Source organism: Leucobacter sp. 1207-22, from assembly GCF_052850455.1.
In genome coordinates this window covers 219,187-241,885 of the sequence record NZ_VXCR01000003.1, presented here as the reverse complement: position 1 = coordinate 241,885, position 22,699 = coordinate 219,187, and the positions used below count along the sequence as shown (strand labels likewise).

Sequence of the window (22,699 nt, the reverse complement as noted above, 5' to 3'; positions counted from 1 at the left end):
CAGAGGTTCAACGATGACCCAACGTTTTTCGATCACCCTCACGCAGCTGAGTTACTTCGTCGAGTGCGCAAAAACGCTCAACATGACGGCCGCGAGCCAACGACTTCACGTCGCCCAGTCAGCCGTCTCGACCGCGATTTCGCACCTGGAGCGTTCCCTCGACACCACGCTGTTCATTCGGCAACATTCCAAGGGACTCATCCTCACACCCTCAGGCGAGCACCTCTTGCGCGACACCCAGCAAATGTTCGGCATGCTCACCGACACCATCGATTCCATCAATGCCGAACGCAACGAGGTGCGCGGATCCATCACGGTCGCCGTGTTCAGCACCATCGCGCCGTTCATGATCCCCCAGCTCGTCGACCGCGTGCACAAACGCCACCCGCAGCTCGAACTCGAAATCATCGAGGGTGATTACGAGAGCAACCTTGCCGCGGTACGCGGTGGACGAGCCGAGATCTCAGTAGGCTACGCGCTCACCGAGGCAGAGGGCATCGAACGCGAATCGGTCGGCAGCGTGCGACCCTACGTGCTGCTCCCCGTCGATCATCCGCTCGCAAACGAATCCATGGTTGAACTGTCTGAGCTCGCAGACGACCCATTCGTGCTCCTCGACCTCCCTGACAGCAGCGATTACTTCCTCGACATTTTGCGTGGCGCGGGTATCACGCCGCAGCTGGCACACCGCAGCTCAAGCTACGAGACGGTTCGCTCGATGGTCGCCACCGGCCTCGGATACACGATCCTCAACCAGCGACCGCGGATCAGCCAGACCTACACCGGACGCAGCGCCGTCGCCGTCGAGATCCTTGGCGACGTGCCCAGCCTGGTGCTGACCGTGTCATCACTCGAGCAGCTCTCGAAGTCGGCGCGAGCGCTAGCCGTGACAGACATCGTGCGCGAGATCGTCGCAGAGCAGCCGGGACGTGCGGTGGGGAAACCGGGCGAGTAGGCGTACCCAATCAGATTTCCCCATGCATACGAGGCGGCCGAACCTATTTTGATGCTGCTAAACATTCTGGAGCGCCTGCAGCAACGATCGAGTCGAGCTTCACACTCTCGCCAAGGCCTGTTTCAGGATCCACCCGTACATGCAGCGCGATAATTTCTTCTTCCTTGTCACGCTCGACTAGTGGACTCCCACTCATGCCTGGTAGCGTCACGAACGATGTTCCAAGGTGCTCAGGAAGCGCCTCAACTATCTCTCCCGCCATTGCCAAGATGTTTGTCCGCTTTGGGTCAGGCGAGAAAAGGGTGACTTTGTCGCCCACGTCTGCGGTAGAAGTTGCGATCTTCTTCCACCCGCAGGTTGTGCAAGCAAAGTCTGGAAATTGGAGCAAAGCCCAATCCCTTTCGCTGAGTCCAAGCTGCCAGGTCTTCGGGATTAGCACTGCCTCAGGCCAGAGAACGTCATCGTCGATATAGAAGGCCATACTCTGCGCAGAAGGGCCACCACGTGAGTTGGTAACGCAGTGTGCGGCGGTCACCGCCACCGACGGCCCAACAAAGGTCCCAACACAACCGAACCCAAAACTCCCGATTTGCGTCCCCGGACCAGTTGATGGGACAAGTTCTCCAGACCTCCAAAGCTCGGATATGCGTGAGTCATCTCCGTCTTCCGGCATGAGGTACCCCTCACTGACCGGCATTTTCTTGAGAAGCTCGTCGCACTCACGATCAGAGTCGCGAAAAGCCTGCCCGCCCGAGGCCTGACATCCACCACAAAGGACAATTACTGACCCCAGCACCAGAAGCGTTCGAGCGAAACGATGGACGAACATCAGAAGAGTGCATCAACCACATCACGGAGCGAAAGCTTTTCACCACGACGAATCCGAGCTGATATGAAACCAATCGAAGTCAACAAGGAAGCAAACGCGAAGCATGCCCAGACCCATTCGCCTGTGATGACGCTTCCTACGAGTGCGGCCACAATCATTGCCGCCATTACTGAGTGACCGACGGCCTCCCATAAAGTGAATGAAGTGTTCGCGCGCTGCCGATCGCTTGGCAACGCTTGAGCAGTAAGTGCCCAAATAGCACCGAATGCCACGACGAGGCCAGGCATAGCGCAGACGATGCTCAGTAGCCACTTTTTTTGGACAGCGAAATAGACGCTGCACCCGACGAAAGCGACAAAGCACAAAACCGCCAGTATCGATACGGTGACTCGTTTTGTCTTCATAATTTCAGCATATATTTACGCGACCCTCCGTCCCGGATAAGTTTCTCCGCAAGTGAACTTTTCCACGATGATTGGTCAATTTATGCGCTCGAAAACAGCTTTCAAATCTCTTGCAACGACGATGCTCCCCCTGTATTTCGCCACTTCATTTCTACAGATACAGGGAAACCCCAACACAAGAATTCCTGAAGCGAACCGGGCGTCAGATTCGGTCATTGTCGAAACCGTTCACAGTGAAGGCATCACACACCAGTATTCATTTGACCTGCAGGCAGAAATTGTCACTCTCGAACTCCCCGGAGGGTCAGCAACGAGTGTGACCTTCGACGAGCTCGAACAACTCGCCGCAGGATTGGTTGATGAATATCTTGCCAGTCCAGAAGGACTGAGCTATTTGAACGCCCAAGGACTTTCCGCATATGCCCCGGCCAAAACCAGTCGAGAAACTACCTATTTGCAGGCCCACCCGTGGTGTAGTCAAGTAGCGAAAATCGCAGGCGCACTCAATACTGCAGCCTGGCGAGCCCTTGCAAGCGTTATAGGCATGCACCCGTTGGTCAGGATTGTCACCGTCGGTGGGCATGCCGCCTTCTGGGTGTGGGTCCGGAGTAACTGTTAGAGAACTCTGAGCCTGCAAGGCCTGAGCGATCCCTCCATATACATCCCCTCAAATCGCCGAATTAGGCAATCAGATGGAGCGTAACTTGGCAATCACTTGAGGTGATCCAGTGCTCCGAAAACGTATATTGGCCAACACCATATTGGGTGTTGTTTGCTTGGAAACAGCCCGGGGTACAGCGCAATTCCTGTACCCGCACGCAGTCGATCGGCATCGTCGCACGCGACTGCGCAACGGCACTACGACTAATTTCTGAGCGGAGAACAACGTATGTCGAGCCAAGAAGTCGAGGCCACCGAAGTCCTCGTCGTCGGCGCCGGACAAGCCGGAGTCGCACTAAGCGAACACCTCACCAAGCGCGGAATCTCGCACGTGGTCCTTGAACGCGACCGGATCGCAGAACGCTGGCGCACCGAGCGCTGGGATTCGCTCGTCGCCAACGGTCCCGCCTGGCACGACCGGTTCCCCAACCTTGAATTCGAAGGTGTCGACCAAGACGAGTTCGCGCGCAAGGATCGCGTTGCTCAGTACTTCGAGGACTATGCAGCTCAGTTCAACGCACCGATCCGCACCGGTGTCGAAGTCACCTCAGTGCGCAGGCGCGAAGGCGCTCCCGGCTTCGACGTTGAGACCTCTGCTGGCGCCATCCAAGCAAACTACGTCGTCAGCGCGACCGGCGCGTTCCAGCTCCCCGCAATCCCACCGATCGTGCCTGAGAATAGCGGCATCACACAGATCCACTCGGCTCAGTACAAGAACCCCGAGCAGCTGCCCGCGGGCGGGGTGCTCGTGGTCGGCGCGGGTTCTTCAGGCGTACAGATCGCAGAAGAGCTGCGCCGCGCAGGCCGGGAGGTCACGCTCGCGGTTGGCCCGCACGACCGCCCGCCCCAGCGATACCGCGGCCGCAACTTCGTCTGGTGGCTCGGTGTACTCGGCCTCTGGGAGGCTGCGACCCCAGCCGAGGGTGCAGAACACGTCACCATCGCTGTGACGGGCGCGCGCGGCGGGTACACGATTGACTTCCGCAACCTCGCGCACGACGGCATCCGACTCGTTGGGCGCGCGAACGCCTTCGCAGACGGCAAGATGCAGTTCGGCTCCGACCTCGCGGCAAACATCCGCCGTGGAGACGCAAACTACCTCGACCTCCTCGAGCAGGCCGACGAGTATGTGAAGCGCACCGGGATCGATCTGCCAGAAGAGCCAGAGGCACACATCATTGGCGCGGATCCAGAATGCATGACCAACCCCACCCTTGAGCTTGACCTCGCCGAGGCCGGGATCACCTCAATCGTTTGGGCAACCGGATTCCGCACCAACTACGACTGGCTCCAGGTCGACGCGTTCGACGAGCAGGGGCGCCCTGCCCACAAGAAGGGTGTCTCGACCGAGGCCGGTGTCTACTTCCTCGGCCTTCCCTGGCAGTCACGCCGCGGATCGACCTTCATCTGGGGCGTCTGGCACGATGCCAACTACATCGCCGACCAGATCGATATGCAGCGCGGCTACCTCCGCTACGAGGGGTCATCGCGACCCGTCTACGACGAGGAGCTCGCTTCAGCGTAGTCACGCGCAAACGAAGGGGGGGCCCAGCCGTTCAGGCTGGACCCCCCCCCCTTTCGCGCTGCAGGCTTCGTGCCGATCCGCGCCCCGTGCCAAGCCCTGGCACCCGCCAGCGCACGGCACCAGGGTGATTAGACCGTGAAGTCGGTTGCTACGCGTGCGACCGCATAGCGCTTGACGATTGCACCGGCTGCAACATGGTCAGGGTGCGTCGCGTACGCCGCAAGACCCTCAGCGTCGTCAAAATCAGCGATGAGGGTGATATCAAAGTTGTCACCGTCGAACAGCTCGTTGCGATACACGTTGATCTTGCGCAGCGAAGGCACCAGATCAATGAGCGGCTCGAGCGCAGCAATGATCTCTGCTGCCTGCGCATTGCGCTCTTCGAGGGTATCGCCGCCGAGCTTCCAGTTCACGATGTGCTTGAGGGTCATGAGTTCTCCTTGGGTGAGCGGCGGCCGACCGGCCACCAGGATTTTGCCGCCTTTTCGATGCCGGCCGTGAACCGCGCAGGATCCACACGCCAGATCGCGTGACGCTTACCGTTGATGAGCACGACAGGAATGTTCTCCGAGTGCTTCCTCGCAAGCGCAGCGTCATCGAGAATGTTGAGTTCTTCAAACGACGTATCAAGGCCGTTCTCGGCGAAGTCGGCACGCACACCGGCAATCACCTCGCGAGCATCGTCGCAGAGGTGGCAACCGGGCTTACCGATCAGAGTGATCGAAACAGACACACAGTAATTCTATGCGGGGCCGGGTGATCCGCGGCCCGACTGCGCCCGGTCAGGTGGGCGCGGATCGTTCCAAGCCGCCCCCGCCAGCCGCGACCCGCGGCCTGCAGCCCAGAAACGCCAAGGGCGGCGCGGACCGAAGTCCTGCGCCGCCCCGAGCGGTACTGCGGTACTCGTGCTTACTTGTACGAGTCGCGGAGGAGCTGGCCGAGGCCCGCGTCCACGTTGGTCCAGTACTGGAAGAACCGCTCACGAATGTCATCAATCGTGATGGCCTGAGCCTGGCCCTTCAGGGTTGCCTGGATGCTTGCGCGATCCTCGTCCGAGAACACGTCACGGTACAGGATCGTTGCCTGGCCGAAATCGCTGTCGTCAGCGCGCAGGGTTGCTGCTGCGCGAACGAGCTCGCCGTCCGACTCCCAGCTGCCCTCAACGCCTGCAGCTGCATCAACTGCGGGACCGCCTGCTGCGCCGAACGAGTTCGGGTGGTAGACGCGCTGCGATGCGGGCGGGAAGTGGTACTGCATGTTGCCCTGGTGCATGTAGTTGTTCGCCTCGGTTGCGCGGGGCTGGTTCACCGGAAGCTGGTTGTAGTTCGTGCCGACGCGGTAACGCTGTGCATCGGGGTACGAGAATACGCGAGCCATGAGCATCTTGTCGGGCGAGATGCCGGTGCCAGGAACCTGGTTGCCGGGCGAGAACGCTGCCTGCTCGATCTCCGCGAAGAAGTTCTGCGGGTTACGGTTCAGGGTGAAGGTACCCACCTTGATACGCGGGTAGTCAGCCTTCGGCCAGGTCTTGGTGAGGTCGAACGGGTTGATGCGGTAGGTCTTCGCATCTTCGTACGGCATGACCTGAACGTAGACGTCCCACTTCGGGAAGTCACCCTCAGCGATGGCGTTGAAGAGGTCGCGACGGTAGTAATCAGCGTCGGTGCCCGCGATGCGATCTGCCTCTTCGGGGCTCATGTGCTCGACGCCCTGCTGCGAGAGGAAGTGGTACTGCACCCAGAAGCGCTCACCCTCAGCGTTGATCCACTGGTAGGTGTGCGATCCGTAGCCGTTCAGGTGACGCCACGACTTCGAGAGACCACGGGGGCCCATGAGGTAGGTGACCTGGTGTGCCGACTCGGGCGAGAGGGTCCAGAAGTCCCACTGCATGTCAGCGTCGCGCAGACCTGAGTCAGCGAGGCGCTTCTGCGAGTGGATGAAGTCAGGGAACTTGATGCCATCACGCAGGAAGAAGGTCGGGGTGTTGTTACCCACGATGTCGAGGTTGCCCTCGGTCGTGTAGAAACGCAGCGAGAAGCCGCGCACGTCACGCCAAGTATCGGGCGAACCCTGCTCGCCTGCAACCGACGAGAAACGAAGGAGCGTCTCGCTCTTCGCACCCTTCTGGAATACGGCCGCGCGGGTGTACTTCGAAACGTCCTCGGTGACTTCGAATTCACCGAAAGCGCCGCCGCCCTTTGCGTGCGGGTTACGCTCGGGGACACGCTCGCGGTTGAACGCAGCGAGCTTCTCTACGAGGTAGCGGTCATGAAGAACGGTGGGGCCGTCAGCACCAACGGTGAGCGAGTGCTCATCGCTAGCAATGGGGGTACCGGTCTGGGTAGTCGTGATCTTCTGCAAGGTCACACCTTTCAATTCGCGGTGGATTAAATGGTTCGTGAAGATTGTGTGTGGTCGTGGCGCGGCGCGGCGCGTGCGCCGAGACCCGGTCATGCTGCGGTCTGACGCGCCTCATGCGCCTGGCCTGCTTGAAGTGCCTCATGCGCTTGGTTCGCTTGGCACTCGCCGCAGATACCGCGGTAAGTCACCTCGGCGGTGCGGATCGCGAAACCAAAGTCGTCCTCAGCACTGAGGCATGGCGCCGCACCCACGACACAGGGCACGTCACGAATCGCGCCGCACTCTGTGCACACCAGGTGATGATGGTTGTCGTGATGTGAATACTCGTAGTGTGCCGGGTGGCCAGGAAGCTCGATCTTGCGGGCGAGACCAACCTCTTCGAGCGCTGAAAGCACGCCGTACACGGCCTGCAACGAAGTTCCCTCGAGGTCTTTACTCACCGCATCAAACACGTCACTGGCATTCCAGTGGTCGCCGCGGGCGAGCACAGCGAGCACGGCCCTGCGGGGGCCGGTCGAACGCAAACCGGCATCTTTCAGGCGCGCACCGAGCTCGGTGTCGCTGAGGATGATGGCTGCGTGGTTCACGCTTCTATTCTACCTCAGTTTTGAATTATTCAAAAGAGAACAGTTTGTGGCGCGGCGGTTACCGTGCTCGGGCCGCTTGGGGTGGTTGCCCGCTCGGCAGCAACCCCACATCTTGAAAACAGCCGTAGACCAGACGAAACTCCCCAGAATCGTCTGGTCTACGGCCGATTTCGAGGTGTGGGGTTGGAGGGCTCCGGCGCAAGGTCGCGAGGTCGCGCGACGACGGGCAAGCCGGGCATCCAGATCAGTGTGGTGAGTCGACGGGCCGGGCAGACCAGTCAGCGTGGTGGACCAGAAGCCACTGCGCCGAAAAGGGGCCGTTCTCTCGAAAGAGGCCCTTTCATGCGCATGAAACACCTGTTTTGGAGAGAACGTCCCCTTTTCAGCGAGGTACGGTCACCGCAGGGTGGGGTCGCCGCAGGTTGGCACCACCGCACCACCGCAGCACACCACCGCACCACCAACCCCTAGTTCAGCTCGGTCGCCCCAGCTGCGGCGAGGCGGCGACGCACCTCATCGATGGGAATCTCATAGCCTGCCCGCCCAGTCGGTCCAAACGCGGTCGTCGCACGCAAGATCGAGTTGATGAGCGCTTCCTCGACGGCAAGCATGGTCGCGTGGAACATCGGCGAGAGCTCGGAGTCGTTCGGCGCGATCGCCGGATCCGCCACCGAGAAAGCAATCGCATAGTCACCGCTGCCCTGGTCATAGTCGGCACCAACTCCGCGCATCGCATACGCAGCACGGCGCGCAAGCCGCTCGAGCTGGCGAGATTCGAGGGGCGCATCGGTCGCGACAACGATCATGCACGAGTTACCGATCGTGTCGGCGGTCGTCCCCTCGAGCATTTCGGCGGCAGGCATCGGAACGCCAGCGATACGCAGTATGCCGGTGAAGTTGCTCTGCACGATCGCGCCAACGGTGTATTCCTGGCCAGATTCAGCGTTGCCCACAGTCACACGGCGCGATGAGGTGCCGATGCCGCCTTTGAATCCAAGCGCGGTCGTACCGGTTCCTGCACCGACGCAGCCCTCGGCAACCGGCCCAGTGACCGCGCCCGCAAGCGCTTCGGCGACGTGTTCTGGGCCGACAGGACGATCGCGGATCGCCGAAAGCGCACCATCGTTCGTCTCGCCAACGACCGGGTTCAACGTGGTCGTCTTCTCGTGCGCGGGAGTTGTGAGCAACTCTGCGACGAGCGCGTCAGCGACGCGGAACGCAGACAGCGTGCTCGTCAGCAGAATCGGCGTCTCGATCGCGCCGAGTTCCTGCAGCTGTGTCGCTCCGACGAGCTTGCCGTAACCGTTGCCCACAGCGAGGGCTGCGGGCAGATGCCGCCGCTCGGCGGTGAGCTGATCCGGGACGATTGCCGTCACTCCGGTGTTGTACTTCTCGCTGATGAGCGTCGACTGACCGATGCGCACGCCGGGCACATCGGTGATCGCGTTGAGCGGTCCGCGAGCATACTTGCCAGCCCCGATGCCAAGCTCTTCCAGGCGAGGACGCGAGTTCTCTACAGGCTCCATGCGCGCTGCTCCTTCGTAAGTTCGGGAGTCGGGCCTCCGCTGAAGGCCCAGTCCACGACGGCGTGCGCGAGCACGTCCGTTGAATCAATGATGGGCACCGCAAGGTGCTCACTTGTCGCTAGCGCGACGGGAATCTCGGTGCAGCCGGCGATGACGACGCCAGCACCCTCCGCCGAAAGCTCGGCGACCGCGGCTTCAAGCAGGCGGGTGGCTTCGGGGTCTTGCGGCTGCTTTTTCACGAGGCGGATCGCGTCCATGACGTCTTCCTGCAGCCGCGCATCGGGGGTCATCACCGTCACGCCGCGTTCAGCGAACGCCTGCTCGTACAGGCGGGCGCGGATCGTGCCGTGCGTTGCTAACAGGCCAACGTGCATGCCTGGCTGCACCATGCCAAGTGCCCGGTCACGCGTCGCGAGGATCATGTCGAGCACTGGCACATCCACGGCAGCGCGGATCTCGGGGAGGAACGCGTGTGCGGTGTTGCACGGCACGGCGATGACGTGAGCTCCGGAGTCTGCGAGGATCCGCGCCCCGTCAGCGAGCTGTCGACCCGGGTGCGGCCCGCGGTCAACGAGTGCGCCAGTGCGATCGGGGATGGTGGGATCGGACCAGATGAGGGTGCGGAGGTGATCTTGGTCACGCTCAGCCGGGGTGATCTGCACGATCTTGCCGTAGAAGTCAGCGGTCGCCGCTGGCCCCATGCCACCGAGCACGCCGACCACGCGGCGCCCGCCCTCTGGATCGAATGCGGGTGTCATCGCACGCGCTCCAAGAATCCACGAATGCGATGCGAATCAGTCGAGGTGAGCACACTCTCAGGGGTGCCGCTTTCCAGCACGCGCCCCTCGTCGAAGAAGCTCAGGGTGTCGCCAACTTCGCGGGCGAAGCCAATCTCGTGCGTGACGACAATCATCGTCATGCCCTCACGCGCGAGCTGCTTCATGATCTCAAGCACCTCGTCGACGAGCTCGGGGTCGAGCGCCGAGGTGGGCTCATCAAAGAGAATGAGCTCTGGGTCCATCGCGAGGGCACGTGCGATCGCCACGCGCTGCTGCTGACCGCCCGAGAGCTGGTGTGGGCGCTTGTGCATGTGCTCTGCCAGCCCAACGCGCGCAAGCTCACGCTCTGCTCGCGCGTTCGCTGCGGCTTTGGGCATCCGCTTCACGTGGATCAGGCTTGCCGCAACGTTCTCAACCGCGTCGTAGTGGTTGTAGAGGTTGAAGCGCTGGAACACCATGCCGATGTGCGAGCGGAAGTTCGCGAGTTCCTTGTCGGACCACTCGTGGTACTTGCCGTCGCGCAGCTCGTAGCCGACCTGGTCGCCGCGCACGAGCAAGCTGCCACCATCAATGGTTTCGAGTGCGTTAATGGTGCGCAAGAAGGTGGACTTGCCAGACCCAGACGGGCCGATGATGCAGCTCACCTCACCACGGCGAACGGTGAAATCTACGCCACGAAGTACTTCGTGCTGGCCGTACGACTTACGTACGCCAGTTGCTTCTACGAGGATGTCATTCATGGTCAGACCTCCGTCAGTTCTTTGTTCTTCTTGCCGTTGCGCGGGAGCATAATCGCGCCGGTCGCGACCTTGAGGAGTCGCTGGCTGAAGCCAGGACCGCGCACAAGGTGCACACGTTCTTCACCGAAGCGCTTCTCAAGTCGCGACTGCAGGTATGTGGCGACCGCGGTCATGAGCATGTACCAGAGGCTCGCAACGATGAGCAGCTCAATGATGAGGTTGTTCTGCTTGTAGATACGGCTTGCATTCGTCATGAGGTCGTTGCCTGCGACGACCACGATGAGTGAGGTGGTCTTCAGCATCGAGATGAACTCGTTGCCCGTCGGCGGGATGATGATGCGCAGCGCCTGCGGCAGCACGATGAGCCGCATGGTCTGGCGATGCGTCATGCCACCGGCGAGCGCAGCTTCGCGCTGGCCGCGATCGACAGCCTGAATACCTGCACGCACAGTCTCGGCGAAGTATGCCGCGAGGTTCAGGCCGAGGCCGAGCAGCGCGGCAACCGATCCACTGATGAGCTGATTCGTGTCCCAGCGCATACCGATCTGAGTGAACGGGATCTGCAGCGTGATGTAGGGCAGCAGGAAGGCGAGATTAAACCAGAAGATGAGCTGCACCAGCACCGGAGTGCCGCGGAAGAACCAGATGTAGCCCTCCGCAATCCAGCGCAGCACTGGATTCTTCGACAGCTTCATCACTGCCAAGATCACACCGAGCACGAGGCCAACAATGGTGGCGGCGATACTCACCCAAATGGTGACGAGCACGCCATCGAGGATCGTCTTCGAGAAGAGGTATTCCCACACGCGGTTCCAACGAATGTTTTCGTTGAACACCACGATCGACACGGCCCACAGCACCGCTGCAACGGCGATGAGACCGACGATCCACCGACTCACATGGAGTCGTGGCGCGATCTGGATCTGCGCGCCGTTTGGCCCTGGGAAGGGCGCTGTACGAGTCCCACTCATGGTTGGGTCCTCTCTGATTGTTGGGTGTCGTGCTCGGTGTGATGCGGGGCGCTTACGCGCCGCCGTTGATCAGCGCTTCGTCGACTGCCATGCCTTCAACGTTCCACGCCTTGAGGATTTCGACGTAGGTGCCGTTATCGATGAGCTCCTGGAGCGCCGCCTGGACAGCCTTCGCGAGTTCCGGGTTGCCGTTATCGATGCCGAGGCCCCAGAGGCTCTCGCCGCCTTCAATTGCGACGGCATCCATCTTGTTCTCGGGATCAGCCGCACGCGCCGCAGCTACCGGGTAGTCAGTGATCGTCGCTACTGCGCGGCCGCTCTGCACTGCGAGGTTTGCTGCCGAGTCGCCGTCGAAGGCGAGGATCTCGTAGGGTGCCTTGCCCGCGCTCTCACACGCGGTTGAGAACTCACCGGCGAGGACCGCAGACGAACCCGAGTCAACAACTGCAACGATCTTGCCGCAGAGATCTTCGGGCTTCGCGATCTTCTCTGGGTTGCCGGTTGCGACGAGGAACGCGTTGCCAGCGCTCACATAGTCAACGAAGGTGGTCGTCTCGCGGCGCTCCTCGTTATCAGTCATCGAGCTGACGAGCACGTCGTAGCGCTTCGAGATGAGGCCAGGAATCATCGAGTTGAATTCCTGATCTTCCATCTTCATCGAGACGCCGAGCGTGCGTGACACTGCGTGTGCGATCGCGGGGTCAACACCGATGATGCCGACGTTGTCGCTTGCCCACTCCTCCATGGGCGGGTAGCCGACCGAGGTGACCCAGGTCAGGCCCTTCTGCTTGAACTCATCGGGAAGCAGTGCAGCAGCCTCAGCCGACGGCTCGATGCCCTCGATGATGTCCTTCGCCTTTTCTTCGTCGTGAACCGCCATAAACTCGGCAGCTGCGCCGTCAGAGCCTGCGCCCTTATCGGCGTCTGCCAGCGACTGGCCACCGCACGCTGTGAGGCTCAGCATTGCGAGGCTTGCGGTCAGCACTCCTGCTGCCTGCAGAAATCGGGTGCTTTTCTTCATGGTGTTTCTCCTTTGAACACTGGGTGTGTTGGCGAGCCAGCAGTTAGCGGGACTCGTGGACGATACGACCGTCAACAACGACGGTGCGCACCTGCAAGTGAGGGATTTCGCTCGGTTCTACGGCGAAGATGTCGCGATCCAAGACGATGAAGTCAGCGAGCTGACCTGGCGCCAAGCGGCCGACCTGGTGATCGAGCTGAGCTGCCTCTGCGCCTGCTGCGGTGAACCGCTGCAGCGCTTCGAGCAGACTGACTCGCTGTTCTGGTTCGCGCCCGCCTGCCGGTTCACCCGCGCGGTTTTCGCGGGTGACTGCGGCGTGCACGCCGAACAGTGGGTTGGCTGGCTCAACGGGTGCATCTGAGCCGAACGCGACGAGCGCATCTGCGTCAATGAGCGAGCGCCAGGGGTAGTGCGCGATATCGCGATCACCGATGAGCTCATGGCTCAGCGGGTAGTCAGTCGTGCAGTGAATCGGCTGCAGCGAAGCAACGACGTTGAGCGCCGCGAAGCGGTCGATGTCTGCCCACTGCAGATGCTGTGAGTGCTCGACGCGGTTGCGCAGCCCGTGCTCTGCGGCGAGCGCTGCGACTCGTTCGTATGCGTCGAGCACGTTTGTGTTCGCGAGGTCACCGATGGCGTGGGTCGCGACGGCAATACCGTTGCTCACAGCGAGTTCGACCTGTGCACAGAGTTCTTCGAAGGGCACGATCGCGATGCCGTGGTTGCCTGGTTCGCCGACGAAGTCTTCGTGCATGTACGCAGTGTGTGAGCCGAGCGCCCCGTCAGAGTAGAGCTTCACGGGCCCCTCGGTGATCCACTCGTCACCGTCACCGGTGCGGCGGCCAGCTGCGATTGTCTGCTCAAGATCGGCTGCCGCGCTGCCGAGGTGGGCGCGGATCCGCAAGCGGCCTTCGGCCTGCAGCCGCAGCATTCCTTGGCGCACGTCATCGCCGTCGAAGTTCGTGATGTGGGTGATACCGACGGCGAGCAGTTCGCGCTGGGCGAGGTCGAGACTCTCATGCAGCGTGCTGATGAGTGCGGCCTCTGACAGGTCGCGGATCTCATCCATCGCTGACTCGAAGAGCCAGCCCGTTGGTTCTCCCGCTTCGTCACGGTCGATGCGACCGCCGACGGGATCTGGGGTGTTGCGGTCAATCCCGACCGCCCGCAGGCCAGCTGAGTTCGCCCACACGGAATGACCATCGACGCTCGGCAGCGCGACGGGGCGCTCGCCAAACACGCGGTCGAGGTGGCTGCGGTGCGGGGTCTCGCCGTCGGTCCACTGGTTCTGGTTCCAGCGGCCGCCGAGCACCCAGGTGTCACCGGGGTGAGCGACCTTCCAGCTGCGGAGCAGATCCAGCGTCTCGGTCAGCGAGTTTGCCTCGCGCAGGTCTGGCGCTTCAAGTTCACGCGCGAGGTTTCCGATGTGGAAGTGCGCGTCGTGGAATCCAGGGAGCACGACACCGCCGTCAAGCTCAACGGTCTCGGTGCCTTCGGGGCACTGCTCGCGCAGGTCTGCTTCGGCGCCGAGGGCAACGATCCGCCCATCGGTGACGAGCATCGCACTGAACGTGCTCGTGTCGACGTCAAGGGCGTGGATCGCAGGATGCAAGAAAAGCGTCGACACCATAAGTATCACTTACCCTTTCGAAGTCACCGGTGAGTTCGTTGTTTGCCTCAGCGTAAGGCAATAATCAGGGCGAATGCCAGCTGAGGACTCAGAGAATTTTCCGCGCTGAGCATCAGTTCTGCTTATGCTTATCTTGAGTTGCGGGACATTCACGCCCGCAATCGCTCTCGTTCGCTCATTCGTTCACTGAAGATCGGAGGCCCACCGTGCTCAACCCGGTACACCTGCGCACCCTGCTCGAGGTCGTCAGGCTCGGTTCATTTGCCGCAGCCGCGAACCGGCTCGGTTACACCCCATCCGCCGTCTCGCAGCAGATGACCGCGCTCGAAAGCGACTCTGGCATTCAGCTGTTTGATCGCGGCGCCCGCAGCGCGCACCCTACCCGCGCGGCCGAGGTGATGGCTGAGCACGCTGTCGCGGTACTTGGCGAGCTCGACGCGCTCATCGAAGCTGCGGCGGGCGTGGATCGCGAGACGAGCGGCGAGCTGCGGATGAGCACCTATGCAAGCCTTGCGCACCAAATCTTCCCAACGCTTCTCGCCGAGCAGCTTGCCGACGAGCCATCACTCGCGATCCGCCTCACCGTGCGCGACCCCTCACCCGCGGTACAGGCGCTGCGCAATGGCGAAGACATCGACGTTTCGCTCGTCTACCGCGTCGGTGAGAGCGGTTTGTCGTGGCCAGACTCCGTGAGCGCGGTGTACCTCGGCGAAGATCGGTACCGCGTGCTTGCTCCCACCAGTTGGAAGCTCCACGAATACGACATCGTCACCCTTGAGCAGCTCGTCGGACGTCCGTGGATCATGCACCACAGCGGCAACAGCGACAGCGACGAGATCGAGACACTCTTCGCCGCGCAGTCGCTTCGGCCTCGTGTGGTGGCGCGCTGCGACGACTTCGCGGTTTCTGCGAAGCTCGTCGCGAGCGGATACGCCGCCGCGTTCATCCCCGAAGCCGCACTGCGTAACCTCCCCGACAACGTCAGCGTGCTGCAAGTTCCTGAGCTCATGCTCGTGCGTCACGTCTGGGCGCTCTGCACGCAGCGCGGCATGCAGCAGCCTGCGCAGCGACTCCTCCAGCGCCTGCGCGAGACGCTCGCCGCGACCACGCTCGGGTAAGCGCCCGGGTAGCGCTATGCCAGCTCAGGCAGCACCGGAGCGAGCCCAGCCTCCTCAAGCGCCAATCCGAGGGCAAGCACGTCGCCCTCAGTGAGTCCGGTGATGAGCAGGTTGCCAATCGCAAGCGAGGCCAAGTTCAGCGCAGAGGCGGGGATCGTGTATAGCCCAAGCAGATTGCGATATTCGACCTCGTCATCGGTCACCCGCGGCACCGGCAGCCCCAAGACCGGGCTGACCACCGAGGTGACGCCATGCATCTTGCACGCAACGAGTACACGCTCGCGGATCGCACTGAGCGCAGTCATACTCCGCTCGTACTCAGCAGTCGAGACACCCTGGGTGTTCTGCATCTTGGCTGCGACATTCGGATCATACGCGTCTGCCAGCCGCGGATAGGTGGCTGCGTGCGTCCGCGCAATCTCAGCGCGGAACGGCGGCCAGAACTCGTCCTCGATCTCTTCGAGTGGGAGCTCCAGTTGCACCAGCTCAACGCCAAGCTCGGTGAGCAGCTCGAGCGCACGCGCATCTGGTTCGCCGTAATAGCCCACACGCTCCGGCAAGCTCCGCTCTGCGCTTCCCGTTGCGGCGTCAGCTCCGTGCCGGGCCGCGGATCTGCCGTTTGCCCCCGATCCGCCAGCCCGCATCGCCTGCCACGCCACATCGACCAACTGCACGGTTGCGGCCATCGGTCCGACCGTGTCGAAGGACGGGCACAGCGGGAAGACTCCGCTGAGATCGAGCACGCCATTGCGCGGGCGCAGCCCAACCGTCGCCGTGCACGCCGCGGGGATGCGGATCGACCCAGCCGTATCCGTGCCAAGCGCCACGTCACTGACACCACCGGCAATCGCCGCCGCGCTGCCGCCAGACGAGCCGCCTGGAACGTGCTCAGGGAAGCGCGGGTTCGGGGTTCTGCCAAACCAGGGGTTGTCGCTGCTCACGCCGTACGCAAACTCGTGCATGTTCACCTTCGCGTTCACCCGTGCACCGGCCGCCTCAAGCGAGCTGACGACAGGTGCCGTGCGCAGGGCGTCCTCGTGGCCGAGCAGTTGTGAGCCTGCGGTCGTTGGGACGCCAGCAACATCGATGTTGTCCTTCACCGCGAGCGTGAGGCCTGCGAGGGGCGTGCTGTTTTCGGGGCATTCGATGCCATCTGCGATGACGTCGAGTGCTGTGATTACGATGCCGCCATTGGCATTCTGAGCAGTCATGCGGAATACGTTATCTGTTTCGGCGGTTCTGCCATAGCCCTGAATCAGAACGGGGTCGGCGGCACGGGGTCGGCGGGCTTGGCCGCGGTCATCATGTGCGAGAGATCTTCAGACCAGGTCGTGGCCGCGAGTACTAAGTCACGGTCACCTGGGCGCGCAGGATCAAGCCAATCGTCGTGCATTTCTGGCGGAATCACGAGCGGCATCCTGTCGTGCACACCCGCAGCTTCACCTACGGCATTGCGCGTCACGAGCGAGTAGGTGACGAGGTCTGCACCGTCAGCGTCTTGCACCGTCGAGGTGATCGCCGCGATACCGAATGTGCCGCCCGTTGGATGCTCAAACCGCACACCCTTTTCGACGTACCAACTTGCTGGAATGAGCGCTCGCTGCTGAAACTCGCTCGACCACGACTGCAGCAGCCTGTCGCTGCGCGAGTTGAACGCGGAGAATTTCGCTGGGCCGCTGCTGTTCTTCCAGATCCACCACCAGGCGAACTGCAGTTCGCGGGCCAGCGGCGTCGGTGCAAGGTCTGCGCCTGGGCCCTCCGCGCCCGCGCCCTCTGCGCCCACGCTCGCGCCACCTGCGCCGCCCGCGCTCAACACCGCGCGAATAATCGGGTTGAGGTTGCGCGCATTCTTCCCGGTGATCTTCGCGTTGCCGTGCTGCGAATCCCACCAACCGGCAAGCTCAAGCGTTTCTTCCCTGCCATCAAGCGGCGTGAATGGCTGGCCATCGATTCCGATCGCGGATCCGCCATGCCGTAACCCCGTTGATGCGCACATGCCCTTAGGGTACGTCGCCTCTCCTTCGAGATCGACCCTTTCCGCCGAAACCGCCCCGTTCAGCGGGCAGAAACACCCCGTCTCGGCGGAAACACCCCGTTTCATCGAGCTGGGCCGGCGCCGCACATACCGACACCGGCCCAAGCCGCTTACTCGCAGCCGATCCCGTCACCGTCGCGGTCGAGCTTGCGGCTGTAGCCCGGATCACCCACGTAGATGGGAGCCGCGCCTGCCGCACGAACCGCATCGCAGTTTTGGTAGAACACGTCCCACGACTGCTCAGGAGCCGGAGCCGGAGCTGGCTCTGGCACGTATTCAGGCTCTGGCACGTACTCGGGTGCGGGCTCATGCGCCGGTTCAGGTGTTGGCTCAGGAACCGGTTCTGGAGCTGGCGCCGGGGCCGGTTTTGGTTTCGGCTCGGCAACAAACGTCGAGACCGGAGCGGGCTCGTTCGGGCAGGTGCTCAGCACCTGTTTCATCGCGTCTTTCTCAGCCCGCGTCACCCACAGACCGTAGGTTGCCTTGACTGAGACCTGCCTGGCCACGTACTCGCAACGGAACTCCTTGTTTGCTGGCAACCACGTCGCGGCGTCGCCATCGCCCTTCGAAGAGTTCGCTGCGCCATCGACTGCAAGCAGATTCAGCGGATCGTTTGCAAACGTCACACGCTGCTCTTGGGTGAGCTGCTGCGCTCCCTTTTGCCAAGCGTCTGAGAGCGCAACAACATGATCGATCTGCACCAGTGATGAGGTCTTGTTTCCGCGCACAAAATCAATCTGTTTGCCGGTGTACTGATCCGCCAGCAGGCCAGTCATGACCTTGCATTTGCCCTGCAATGTCACCCCGGTGAGATCCCGCTGCAGCACGTCATTTCGGGTGTCGCAGCCGTTGCGATCCACGTCGGTCCACGGTGAACCAAACTTTGCCTTGCGGTCGTACCCGGTCTTTGGCGAACGGCCTTTGACTTGCAGGTCTTCAAGCAGCATCAGCGCAGGCTTCGCGATAGCTTCGCTATCTGGAATCGCGACGCTCGGATCAGCCTCCAGCGTGGTGATCGTTGCCGGATCGAGCGGTGGCGTGTCGGCAACGTCGTCTACCGCCTCAACCTTCGCAGCGGGGTCTTCAGTCGCAAGGTTCGCGTCTTCGCTGGGTGGCAGTAACGCGCCACCAGCGATCATCGCGACGACGCCAGCGCCCGCGACAATTGCTCCCGCTTTGCGGCTCGACAGCTTCGCCCATGACGGCCGATTCCCAATCAGCGTGTACAAGCCGGTCGCAATCGCGAAGATGCTCGTCATCACCAGGAACCCAGCAAACCCATTGGTTGCTGCCCCCGAGATGGCAAAGATCAGCCACGCTGCCCCAACGATTCCGGTTGAGAGCGTAAATTTGCGCTTCCCAGCGTTCGATTGCTTTGCCTCTGGCCCCACTCCAGAAAACTCATCATTCATACCGACATGATCCCATATTTAGAGATAGTTATTTCACAGCTGTCGCCTAAAGCTGGTGGTGTTGGTCTGCCCGAAACGCAGTGCACGAGCAGCCCGCGACCGCCCCGCGACCGCTGAAGTCACCCAACCCCGCGAAAACGCCCGCTTCTGCCCAAACGGGGCCTTTCATGCGCAAAGAACGCCGTGTTTCGCAGGCAACACCCCGTCTCGACGGGTCGGGCTCCGCGCAACACGCACCGAGCAACACCAACGCCAACGCGCGTCGCGCAATGCACCGCACAAAGCGCGTCACAACGCGCAACACCAACACACAAAGACCCCACACATAGAAGAAGGTCCCGAGCTCGAAAGCTCGGGACCTCACATCGATCGCGCCTGCGGCGCGTCGACTACTTCTTGTTGCGACGCTGGTGACGCGTCTTACGAAGCAGCTTGCGGTGCTTCTTCTTCGACATGCGCTTACGACGCTTCTTGATGACTGAACCCATCGGTTACCTCACAAAAATTGAATTATCGTGCGGGACCGACAGCGGCCCACAAAACACTAATCTTATATCGCGCAAAGCGCTTGCGCGAATTGGAAACTCTCAGCCGCGCAACTTGAACCGCGCAACGAGCTCTTTCACTCGGTGCTCGGCTTTGGCTGCAGCACGGCCAATCCGTTCGGCAGCGGCAGCTGCCTCTTCGGGGAGCACCTCTTCACCGAGCCCCTCGGGGTCAGCGAGAAGTGAGCCCTCTTCATCGCGGTATTCGACGGTAACTTCAGTCTCAAAACCGGCAGACAGGAAGGGGATGACGAAGTCTTCGATCATCTCCAGAGGCTCCGGCTGCAGCGAGTAGAATCTGTGTTGACCCTCTTCGCGCACGGTGACGAGTTCTGCGTCACGTAGAACTTTCAGGTGCTTTGAAACTGTTGGCTGGCTGATCTCAAGCTGGCTCACAATTTCGGACACACTGATTTCGCTATCCCGGAGGTGCCGCTCAAGCAGCACCTGCAGGATATCCCGCCGTGTCGCGTCAGCGATGACTCCAAAAATATCAGGCATAAACCCTAGGGTATCCCGCTTGATGTGTACCATGACAACATCGTTTGGAAACTATGAGTGTCGATTGACCAGGCAGCTCCATGAAAGAAGGAATGTTGAGCGCACGTACGGTGCGGCTGAAGCAGACCAAGCCTCAGTCCGGCCAGGGGTGGTTCCGCGCAATGGCGCACACCTCACCAGCACGGTTCGCGATCATGGTGTTCGCGGGGCTGACCCTTACCTGGACAGCGATCCTCGCGCTTCCCATATCAAGCGCAACTCGCACAATCACTCCTCTCGCTGACGCACTCTTCACGGCTGTGTCGGCGATTTGCGTGACGGGCCTGTCGACTGTCGACATGGCGACACACTGGTCGCTCTTTGGCGAGATCATGATCTTGATTGGTCTCCAGATTGGCGGCGTGGGCGTCCTCACGATCGCAAGCCTCTTGGGGCTCACGGTAACTCGCCGCCTTGGTCTGCGTCAGCGCTTGCTTGCCGCGAGTGATACCAATCCGCTGCGCACCGGCCGCGGCGCCTCTGAGAGCCAGGCCATCAGCCTCGGCGATATTGGCGGCCTGCTGCGAGCCGTAGCGGTGAGCCTGCTGCTTATCGAGGCAGCACTGACACTCCTCATCACGCCTCGTCTTATCGCAGCGGGTTTCGACTTCTGGTCTGGCCTCTGGAACGGCTTCTACCTCGCGGCGTCCTCATTCACGAACACCGGTTTCGTGCCGCTGGCTGACGGTCTCGACCCGTTCCTCGACGACTACTACCTGCTGAGCGTACTTGCCATTGGTGTCTTCCTTGGCAGCATCGGCTTCCCGGTCATTTTCGCGCTGTACCACTACCTCACTGATCGGGGCTGGCGATCCCACAAGCGCCTCGGGCTGCATACGAAGCTCACGCTCACTGCGACCCTGGTCTTCATCATCCTTGGCTGGATCCTCATTGGCAGCCTGGAAGCGGCGAACCCTCGCACCCTCGGCTCAGATGGCTTCGGCCATTCGGCGTTCACGACGCTGTATATGTCGATCATGACCCGCTCCGGCGGTCTCGGCATCATCGACCCGATGGAGATGGAGGGCTCAACGCGGCTCGTCATCGACATGCTCATGTTTGTGGGTGGCGGATCCGCATCTACCGCCGGCGGCATCAAGGTCACGACCCTCGCCGTGCTATTTATTGCGGCCTACGCTGAAGCCCGCGGATACAACGACATGCAAGCCTTCGGGCGCCGCATCCCGAACGAGGTGCTGCGTGTCTCGGTTTCGGTCCTGATTTGGGGTGCGACGATCGTGCTCATCTCGACGATCTCGCTCATGCACATCACGAAGATGCCGCAAGACCAGGTGATGTTCGAGGTTATTTCTGCGTTCGGCACCTGTGGGTTGAGTACCGGTCTGTCTGAAAACCTGCCAGACTCAGGAAAATACATCCTCTCGGCGACCATGTGGGCAGGCCGAGTTGGCACCGTGACCCTTGCCGCGGCTGTCGCTGCCACAAGCAGCCCCCGATTCTTCCGCTACCCCGAGGAAAGGCCAATCGTTGGTTGATATTCGAAATGACGCCCCCGTTCTGGTGATCGGGCTCGGCCGCTTTGGCGCCGCAACCGCGGGTCAGCTCGACCGTCAGGACCGCGAAGTGCTCGTGGTTGATACCGATCCGACCCTCGTGCAGAAGTGGTCGGACCGTGTCACCCACGCGGTGCAGGCTGATGCACGTTCGATGGAGGCGCTACGCCAGATTGGCGCGGACGAGTTTCAGATCGCAGTCGTCGCAACCGGCGCTTCGATCGAATCGAGTGTACTTATTGCGGCGAACCTTGTTGATCTCGGCATCCCCCAGATCTGGGCGAAGGCTATCTCTGCCTCACACGGCAAGATTCTTGAGCGCATTGGCGTGAATCACGTCATCTACCCTGAGCGTGAGGCTGGCGAACGCGTCGCGCACCTACTCAGCGGCAAGATGCTCGACTTCATTCAGATCGATGACAACTACGTCATCGCGAAGATGTACCCGCCGCGCTCGATCCGCGGTATGTCGCTCGAAGCCAGCGGTGTGCGCACCCGCTACCGCGTGACGGTGGTCGGTGTGAAGACGCCGGGTCAGCCGTTCACGCACGCAACGCAGGACACCGTCGTGTCGCCCCGCGATCTCATCATCGTGTCGGGGTCTGCGAGCGATGTCGAGCGTTTCGCAGCTATCGCTTAGCGGGGCGCGGATCACGGTCGGCCGCTCCACGCGACCGACCGCCCTGCTGCGCTAGCCCTGCTCAAGTTCGACTGAGCGTGCCGCGTTTGCGGCGAGCGCTCGGTCGAACACGTCGTCCCAGCCAGCGGCCTGGAAGACCTCGATCGCGCGCTCGGTCGTGCCCTTTGGGCTCGTGACGCGTCGACGCAGCTCTGCCGCGTCTTCGCCGCTGTGCTTGAGCAGCGCTGCAGCACCGATGACCGTTTCGTATGCCAGCGTGCGTGCGTCTGCGTCGCCAAAGCCGCGACGACGTGCGGCTGCCTCAAGCATTTCGGTGAAGTAGAACAGGTATGCGGGGCCTGAGCCAGACACCGCAGCGACGTCATTGATCTTCGACTCGTCGACGATCACTACCGAGCCAACGGTCTCAAACAGTCGCGCGACCGCAGTCACCTCTGCGTCGGTTGCGCGGCTACCAGCCGCAATGCCTGCAACGCCGAGACCGATGGTCGACGGAGTGTTGGGCATCACGCGAACAACCGAGACGGTGTCTGGCAGCTGTGCCTCGATGCGCTCGGCAGTGACACCAGCGGCAACGCTCACAATGATCGCGCCGGGCTTCACCGCACCAGCGATTTCACCTGCGAGTTCAACGATCAACCACGGCTTCACACCGAGCACGACGATGTCGGCATCAGCGACCGCGAGACGGTTGGCCTCTGCATTGTCGTCGAGTGCGACTGCGTGCACTCGGGCGTTCGCCAGAGCCGCTGCGCTCGCTGCACTGCGGGTCGTGACCTCAATAGGGGTCGCGACGCCGGACTCGGGGTTCTGCAGCCCCGCAAGGATCGCACCGCCCATGGAGCCCGACCCGAGCATTGCGACACGAACTGCTGACGATGAAACTTCGGTGGCTGCACTCATGCAA

The 22,699-nt window shown here is 61.8% G+C and carries 24 protein-coding genes; 6 read left to right on the top strand and 18 right to left on the bottom strand.

The window, feature by feature from the left end; translation table 11 throughout:
- Window positions 1–13 precede the first annotated feature (13 nt).
- Complete coding sequence (locus FW756_RS06835; RefSeq protein ID WP_446429408.1) at window positions 14–955, top strand: LysR family transcriptional regulator; 942 nt, start codon at window positions 14–16, stop codon at window positions 953–955.
- 43 nt (window positions 956–998) lie between these two features.
- Here FW756_RS06835 and FW756_RS06830 read toward each other — a convergent pair whose 3' ends face one another.
- The gene (locus tag FW756_RS06830; protein ID WP_446429665.1) at window positions 999–1,628 is read right to left on the bottom strand and encodes a trypsin-like serine peptidase; all 630 of its coding nucleotides are present in this window, start codon (window positions 1,626–1,628) and stop codon (window positions 999–1,001) included.
- A gap of 155 nt (window positions 1,629–1,783) precedes the next feature.
- Window positions 1,784–2,071: a hypothetical protein gene (locus FW756_RS06825; RefSeq protein WP_446429407.1), complete on the bottom strand. Its 288-nt coding sequence runs from the start codon at window positions 2,069–2,071 to the stop codon at window positions 1,784–1,786.
- Window positions 2,072–2,255: 184 nt separating this feature from the next.
- Here FW756_RS06825 and FW756_RS06820 point away from each other — a divergent pair, with 184 nt between their 5' ends.
- Together FW756_RS06820 and FW756_RS06815 are read left to right on the top strand one after the other, a co-directional pair.
- Window positions 2,256–2,807: a hypothetical protein gene (locus FW756_RS06820; RefSeq protein ID WP_446429406.1), complete on the top strand. Its 552-nt coding sequence runs from the start codon at window positions 2,256–2,258 to the stop codon at window positions 2,805–2,807.
- 270 nt (window positions 2,808–3,077) lie between these two features.
- Window positions 3,078–4,373, top strand: a complete 1,296-nt coding sequence (locus tag FW756_RS06815; protein WP_446429405.1) for a flavin-containing monooxygenase — start codon at window positions 3,078–3,080, stop codon at window positions 4,371–4,373.
- A gap of 128 nt (window positions 4,374–4,501) precedes the next feature.
- On the opposite strand, the gene FW756_RS06810 is transcribed toward FW756_RS06815, so the two are convergent.
- From FW756_RS06810 to FW756_RS06765, 10 genes are all read right to left on the bottom strand, one after another.
- A complete protein-coding gene (locus FW756_RS06810) occupies window positions 4,502–4,804 on the bottom strand; it encodes a Dabb family protein (protein WP_446429404.1) in 303 nt (100 codons plus the stop codon).
- Complete coding sequence (locus FW756_RS06805; protein ID WP_446429403.1) at window positions 4,801–5,106, bottom strand: glutaredoxin family protein; 306 nt, start codon at window positions 5,104–5,106, stop codon at window positions 4,801–4,803. The genes FW756_RS06810 and FW756_RS06805 overlap by 4 nt, the downstream gene beginning before the upstream one ends.
- A gap of 176 nt (window positions 5,107–5,282) precedes the next feature.
- The gene (locus FW756_RS06800; RefSeq protein WP_446429402.1) at window positions 5,283–6,740 is read right to left on the bottom strand and encodes a catalase; all 1,458 of its coding nucleotides are present in this window, start codon (window positions 6,738–6,740) and stop codon (window positions 5,283–5,285) included.
- Between the two features lie 83 nt (window positions 6,741–6,823).
- Window positions 6,824–7,321, bottom strand: coding sequence for a Fur family transcriptional regulator (locus FW756_RS06795; protein WP_446429401.1), 498 nt, complete (start codon window positions 7,319–7,321; stop codon window positions 6,824–6,826).
- 467 nt (window positions 7,322–7,788) lie between these two features.
- Complete coding sequence (locus FW756_RS06790) at window positions 7,789–8,847, bottom strand: P1 family peptidase (protein WP_446429400.1); 1,059 nt, start codon at window positions 8,845–8,847, stop codon at window positions 7,789–7,791.
- Window positions 8,835–9,605, bottom strand: coding sequence for an aspartate/glutamate racemase family protein (locus FW756_RS06785; RefSeq protein ID WP_446429399.1), 771 nt, complete (start codon window positions 9,603–9,605; stop codon window positions 8,835–8,837). Before FW756_RS06785 ends, FW756_RS06790 begins: the two co-directional genes overlap by 13 nt.
- Complete coding sequence (locus FW756_RS06780) at window positions 9,602–10,366, bottom strand: amino acid ABC transporter ATP-binding protein (RefSeq protein ID WP_446429398.1); 765 nt, start codon at window positions 10,364–10,366, stop codon at window positions 9,602–9,604. The genes FW756_RS06785 and FW756_RS06780 overlap by 4 nt, the downstream gene beginning before the upstream one ends.
- 2 nt (window positions 10,367–10,368) lie before the next feature.
- Window positions 10,369–11,337 carry an amino acid ABC transporter permease gene (locus FW756_RS06775; RefSeq protein WP_446429397.1) on the bottom strand — a complete coding sequence of 323 codons (969 nt, stop codon included), beginning with the start codon at window positions 11,335–11,337 and terminating at the stop codon, window positions 10,369–10,371.
- Between the two features lie 52 nt (window positions 11,338–11,389).
- On the bottom strand, window positions 11,390–12,358 hold the full coding sequence (locus tag FW756_RS06770) for an ABC transporter substrate-binding protein (RefSeq protein WP_446429396.1): 969 nt from the start codon (window positions 12,356–12,358) through the stop codon (window positions 11,390–11,392).
- 43 nt (window positions 12,359–12,401) lie between these two features.
- Entirely contained in the window at window positions 12,402–13,988 is a 1,587-nt protein-coding gene (locus tag FW756_RS06765) for an amidohydrolase (protein WP_446429395.1), read from the bottom strand.
- Window positions 13,989–14,194: 206 nt separating this feature from the next.
- Here FW756_RS06765 and FW756_RS06760 point away from each other — a divergent pair, with 206 nt between their 5' ends.
- The gene (locus FW756_RS06760; protein WP_446429394.1) at window positions 14,195–15,106 is read left to right on the top strand and encodes a LysR family transcriptional regulator; all 912 of its coding nucleotides are present in this window, start codon (window positions 14,195–14,197) and stop codon (window positions 15,104–15,106) included.
- Between the two features lie 14 nt (window positions 15,107–15,120).
- On the opposite strand, the gene FW756_RS06755 is transcribed toward FW756_RS06760, so the two are convergent.
- From FW756_RS06755 to FW756_RS06735, 5 genes are all read right to left on the bottom strand, one after another.
- Window positions 15,121–16,317 (bottom strand): amidase, encoded by a 1,197-nt coding sequence (locus FW756_RS06755; protein WP_446429393.1) that lies wholly within the window; start codon window positions 16,315–16,317, stop codon window positions 15,121–15,123.
- A 44-nt stretch (window positions 16,318–16,361) separates the two neighbouring features.
- Window positions 16,362–17,102: an SOS response-associated peptidase family protein gene (locus tag FW756_RS06750; RefSeq protein WP_446429392.1), complete on the bottom strand. Its 741-nt coding sequence runs from the start codon at window positions 17,100–17,102 to the stop codon at window positions 16,362–16,364.
- 149 nt (window positions 17,103–17,251) lie between these two features.
- A complete protein-coding gene (locus FW756_RS06745) occupies window positions 17,252–18,553 on the bottom strand; it encodes a GmrSD restriction endonuclease domain-containing protein (protein WP_446429391.1) in 1,302 nt (433 codons plus the stop codon).
- A 389-nt stretch (window positions 18,554–18,942) separates the two neighbouring features.
- Window positions 18,943–19,041 (bottom strand): 30S ribosomal protein bS22, encoded by a 99-nt coding sequence (locus tag FW756_RS06740; protein ID WP_005504750.1) that lies wholly within the window; start codon window positions 19,039–19,041, stop codon window positions 18,943–18,945.
- A gap of 99 nt (window positions 19,042–19,140) precedes the next feature.
- Window positions 19,141–19,599: an ArsR/SmtB family transcription factor gene (locus FW756_RS06735; RefSeq protein ID WP_446429390.1), complete on the bottom strand. Its 459-nt coding sequence runs from the start codon at window positions 19,597–19,599 to the stop codon at window positions 19,141–19,143.
- A 161-nt stretch (window positions 19,600–19,760) separates the two neighbouring features.
- Here FW756_RS06735 and FW756_RS06730 point away from each other — a divergent pair, with 161 nt between their 5' ends.
- Both FW756_RS06730 and FW756_RS06725 read left to right on the top strand, forming a co-directional pair.
- A complete protein-coding gene (locus FW756_RS06730; protein ID WP_446429664.1) occupies window positions 19,761–21,134 on the top strand; it encodes a TrkH family potassium uptake protein in 1,374 nt (457 codons plus the stop codon).
- Window positions 21,127–21,792, top strand: a complete 666-nt coding sequence (locus FW756_RS06725; RefSeq protein ID WP_446429389.1) for a potassium channel family protein — start codon at window positions 21,127–21,129, stop codon at window positions 21,790–21,792. Before FW756_RS06730 ends, FW756_RS06725 begins: the two co-directional genes overlap by 8 nt.
- A 51-nt stretch (window positions 21,793–21,843) precedes the next feature.
- Here FW756_RS06725 and proC read toward each other — a convergent pair whose 3' ends face one another.
- The gene (gene proC, locus FW756_RS06720; RefSeq protein WP_446429388.1) at window positions 21,844–22,695 is read right to left on the bottom strand and encodes a pyrroline-5-carboxylate reductase; all 852 of its coding nucleotides are present in this window, start codon (window positions 22,693–22,695) and stop codon (window positions 21,844–21,846) included.
- Window positions 22,696–22,699 lie beyond the last annotated feature (4 nt).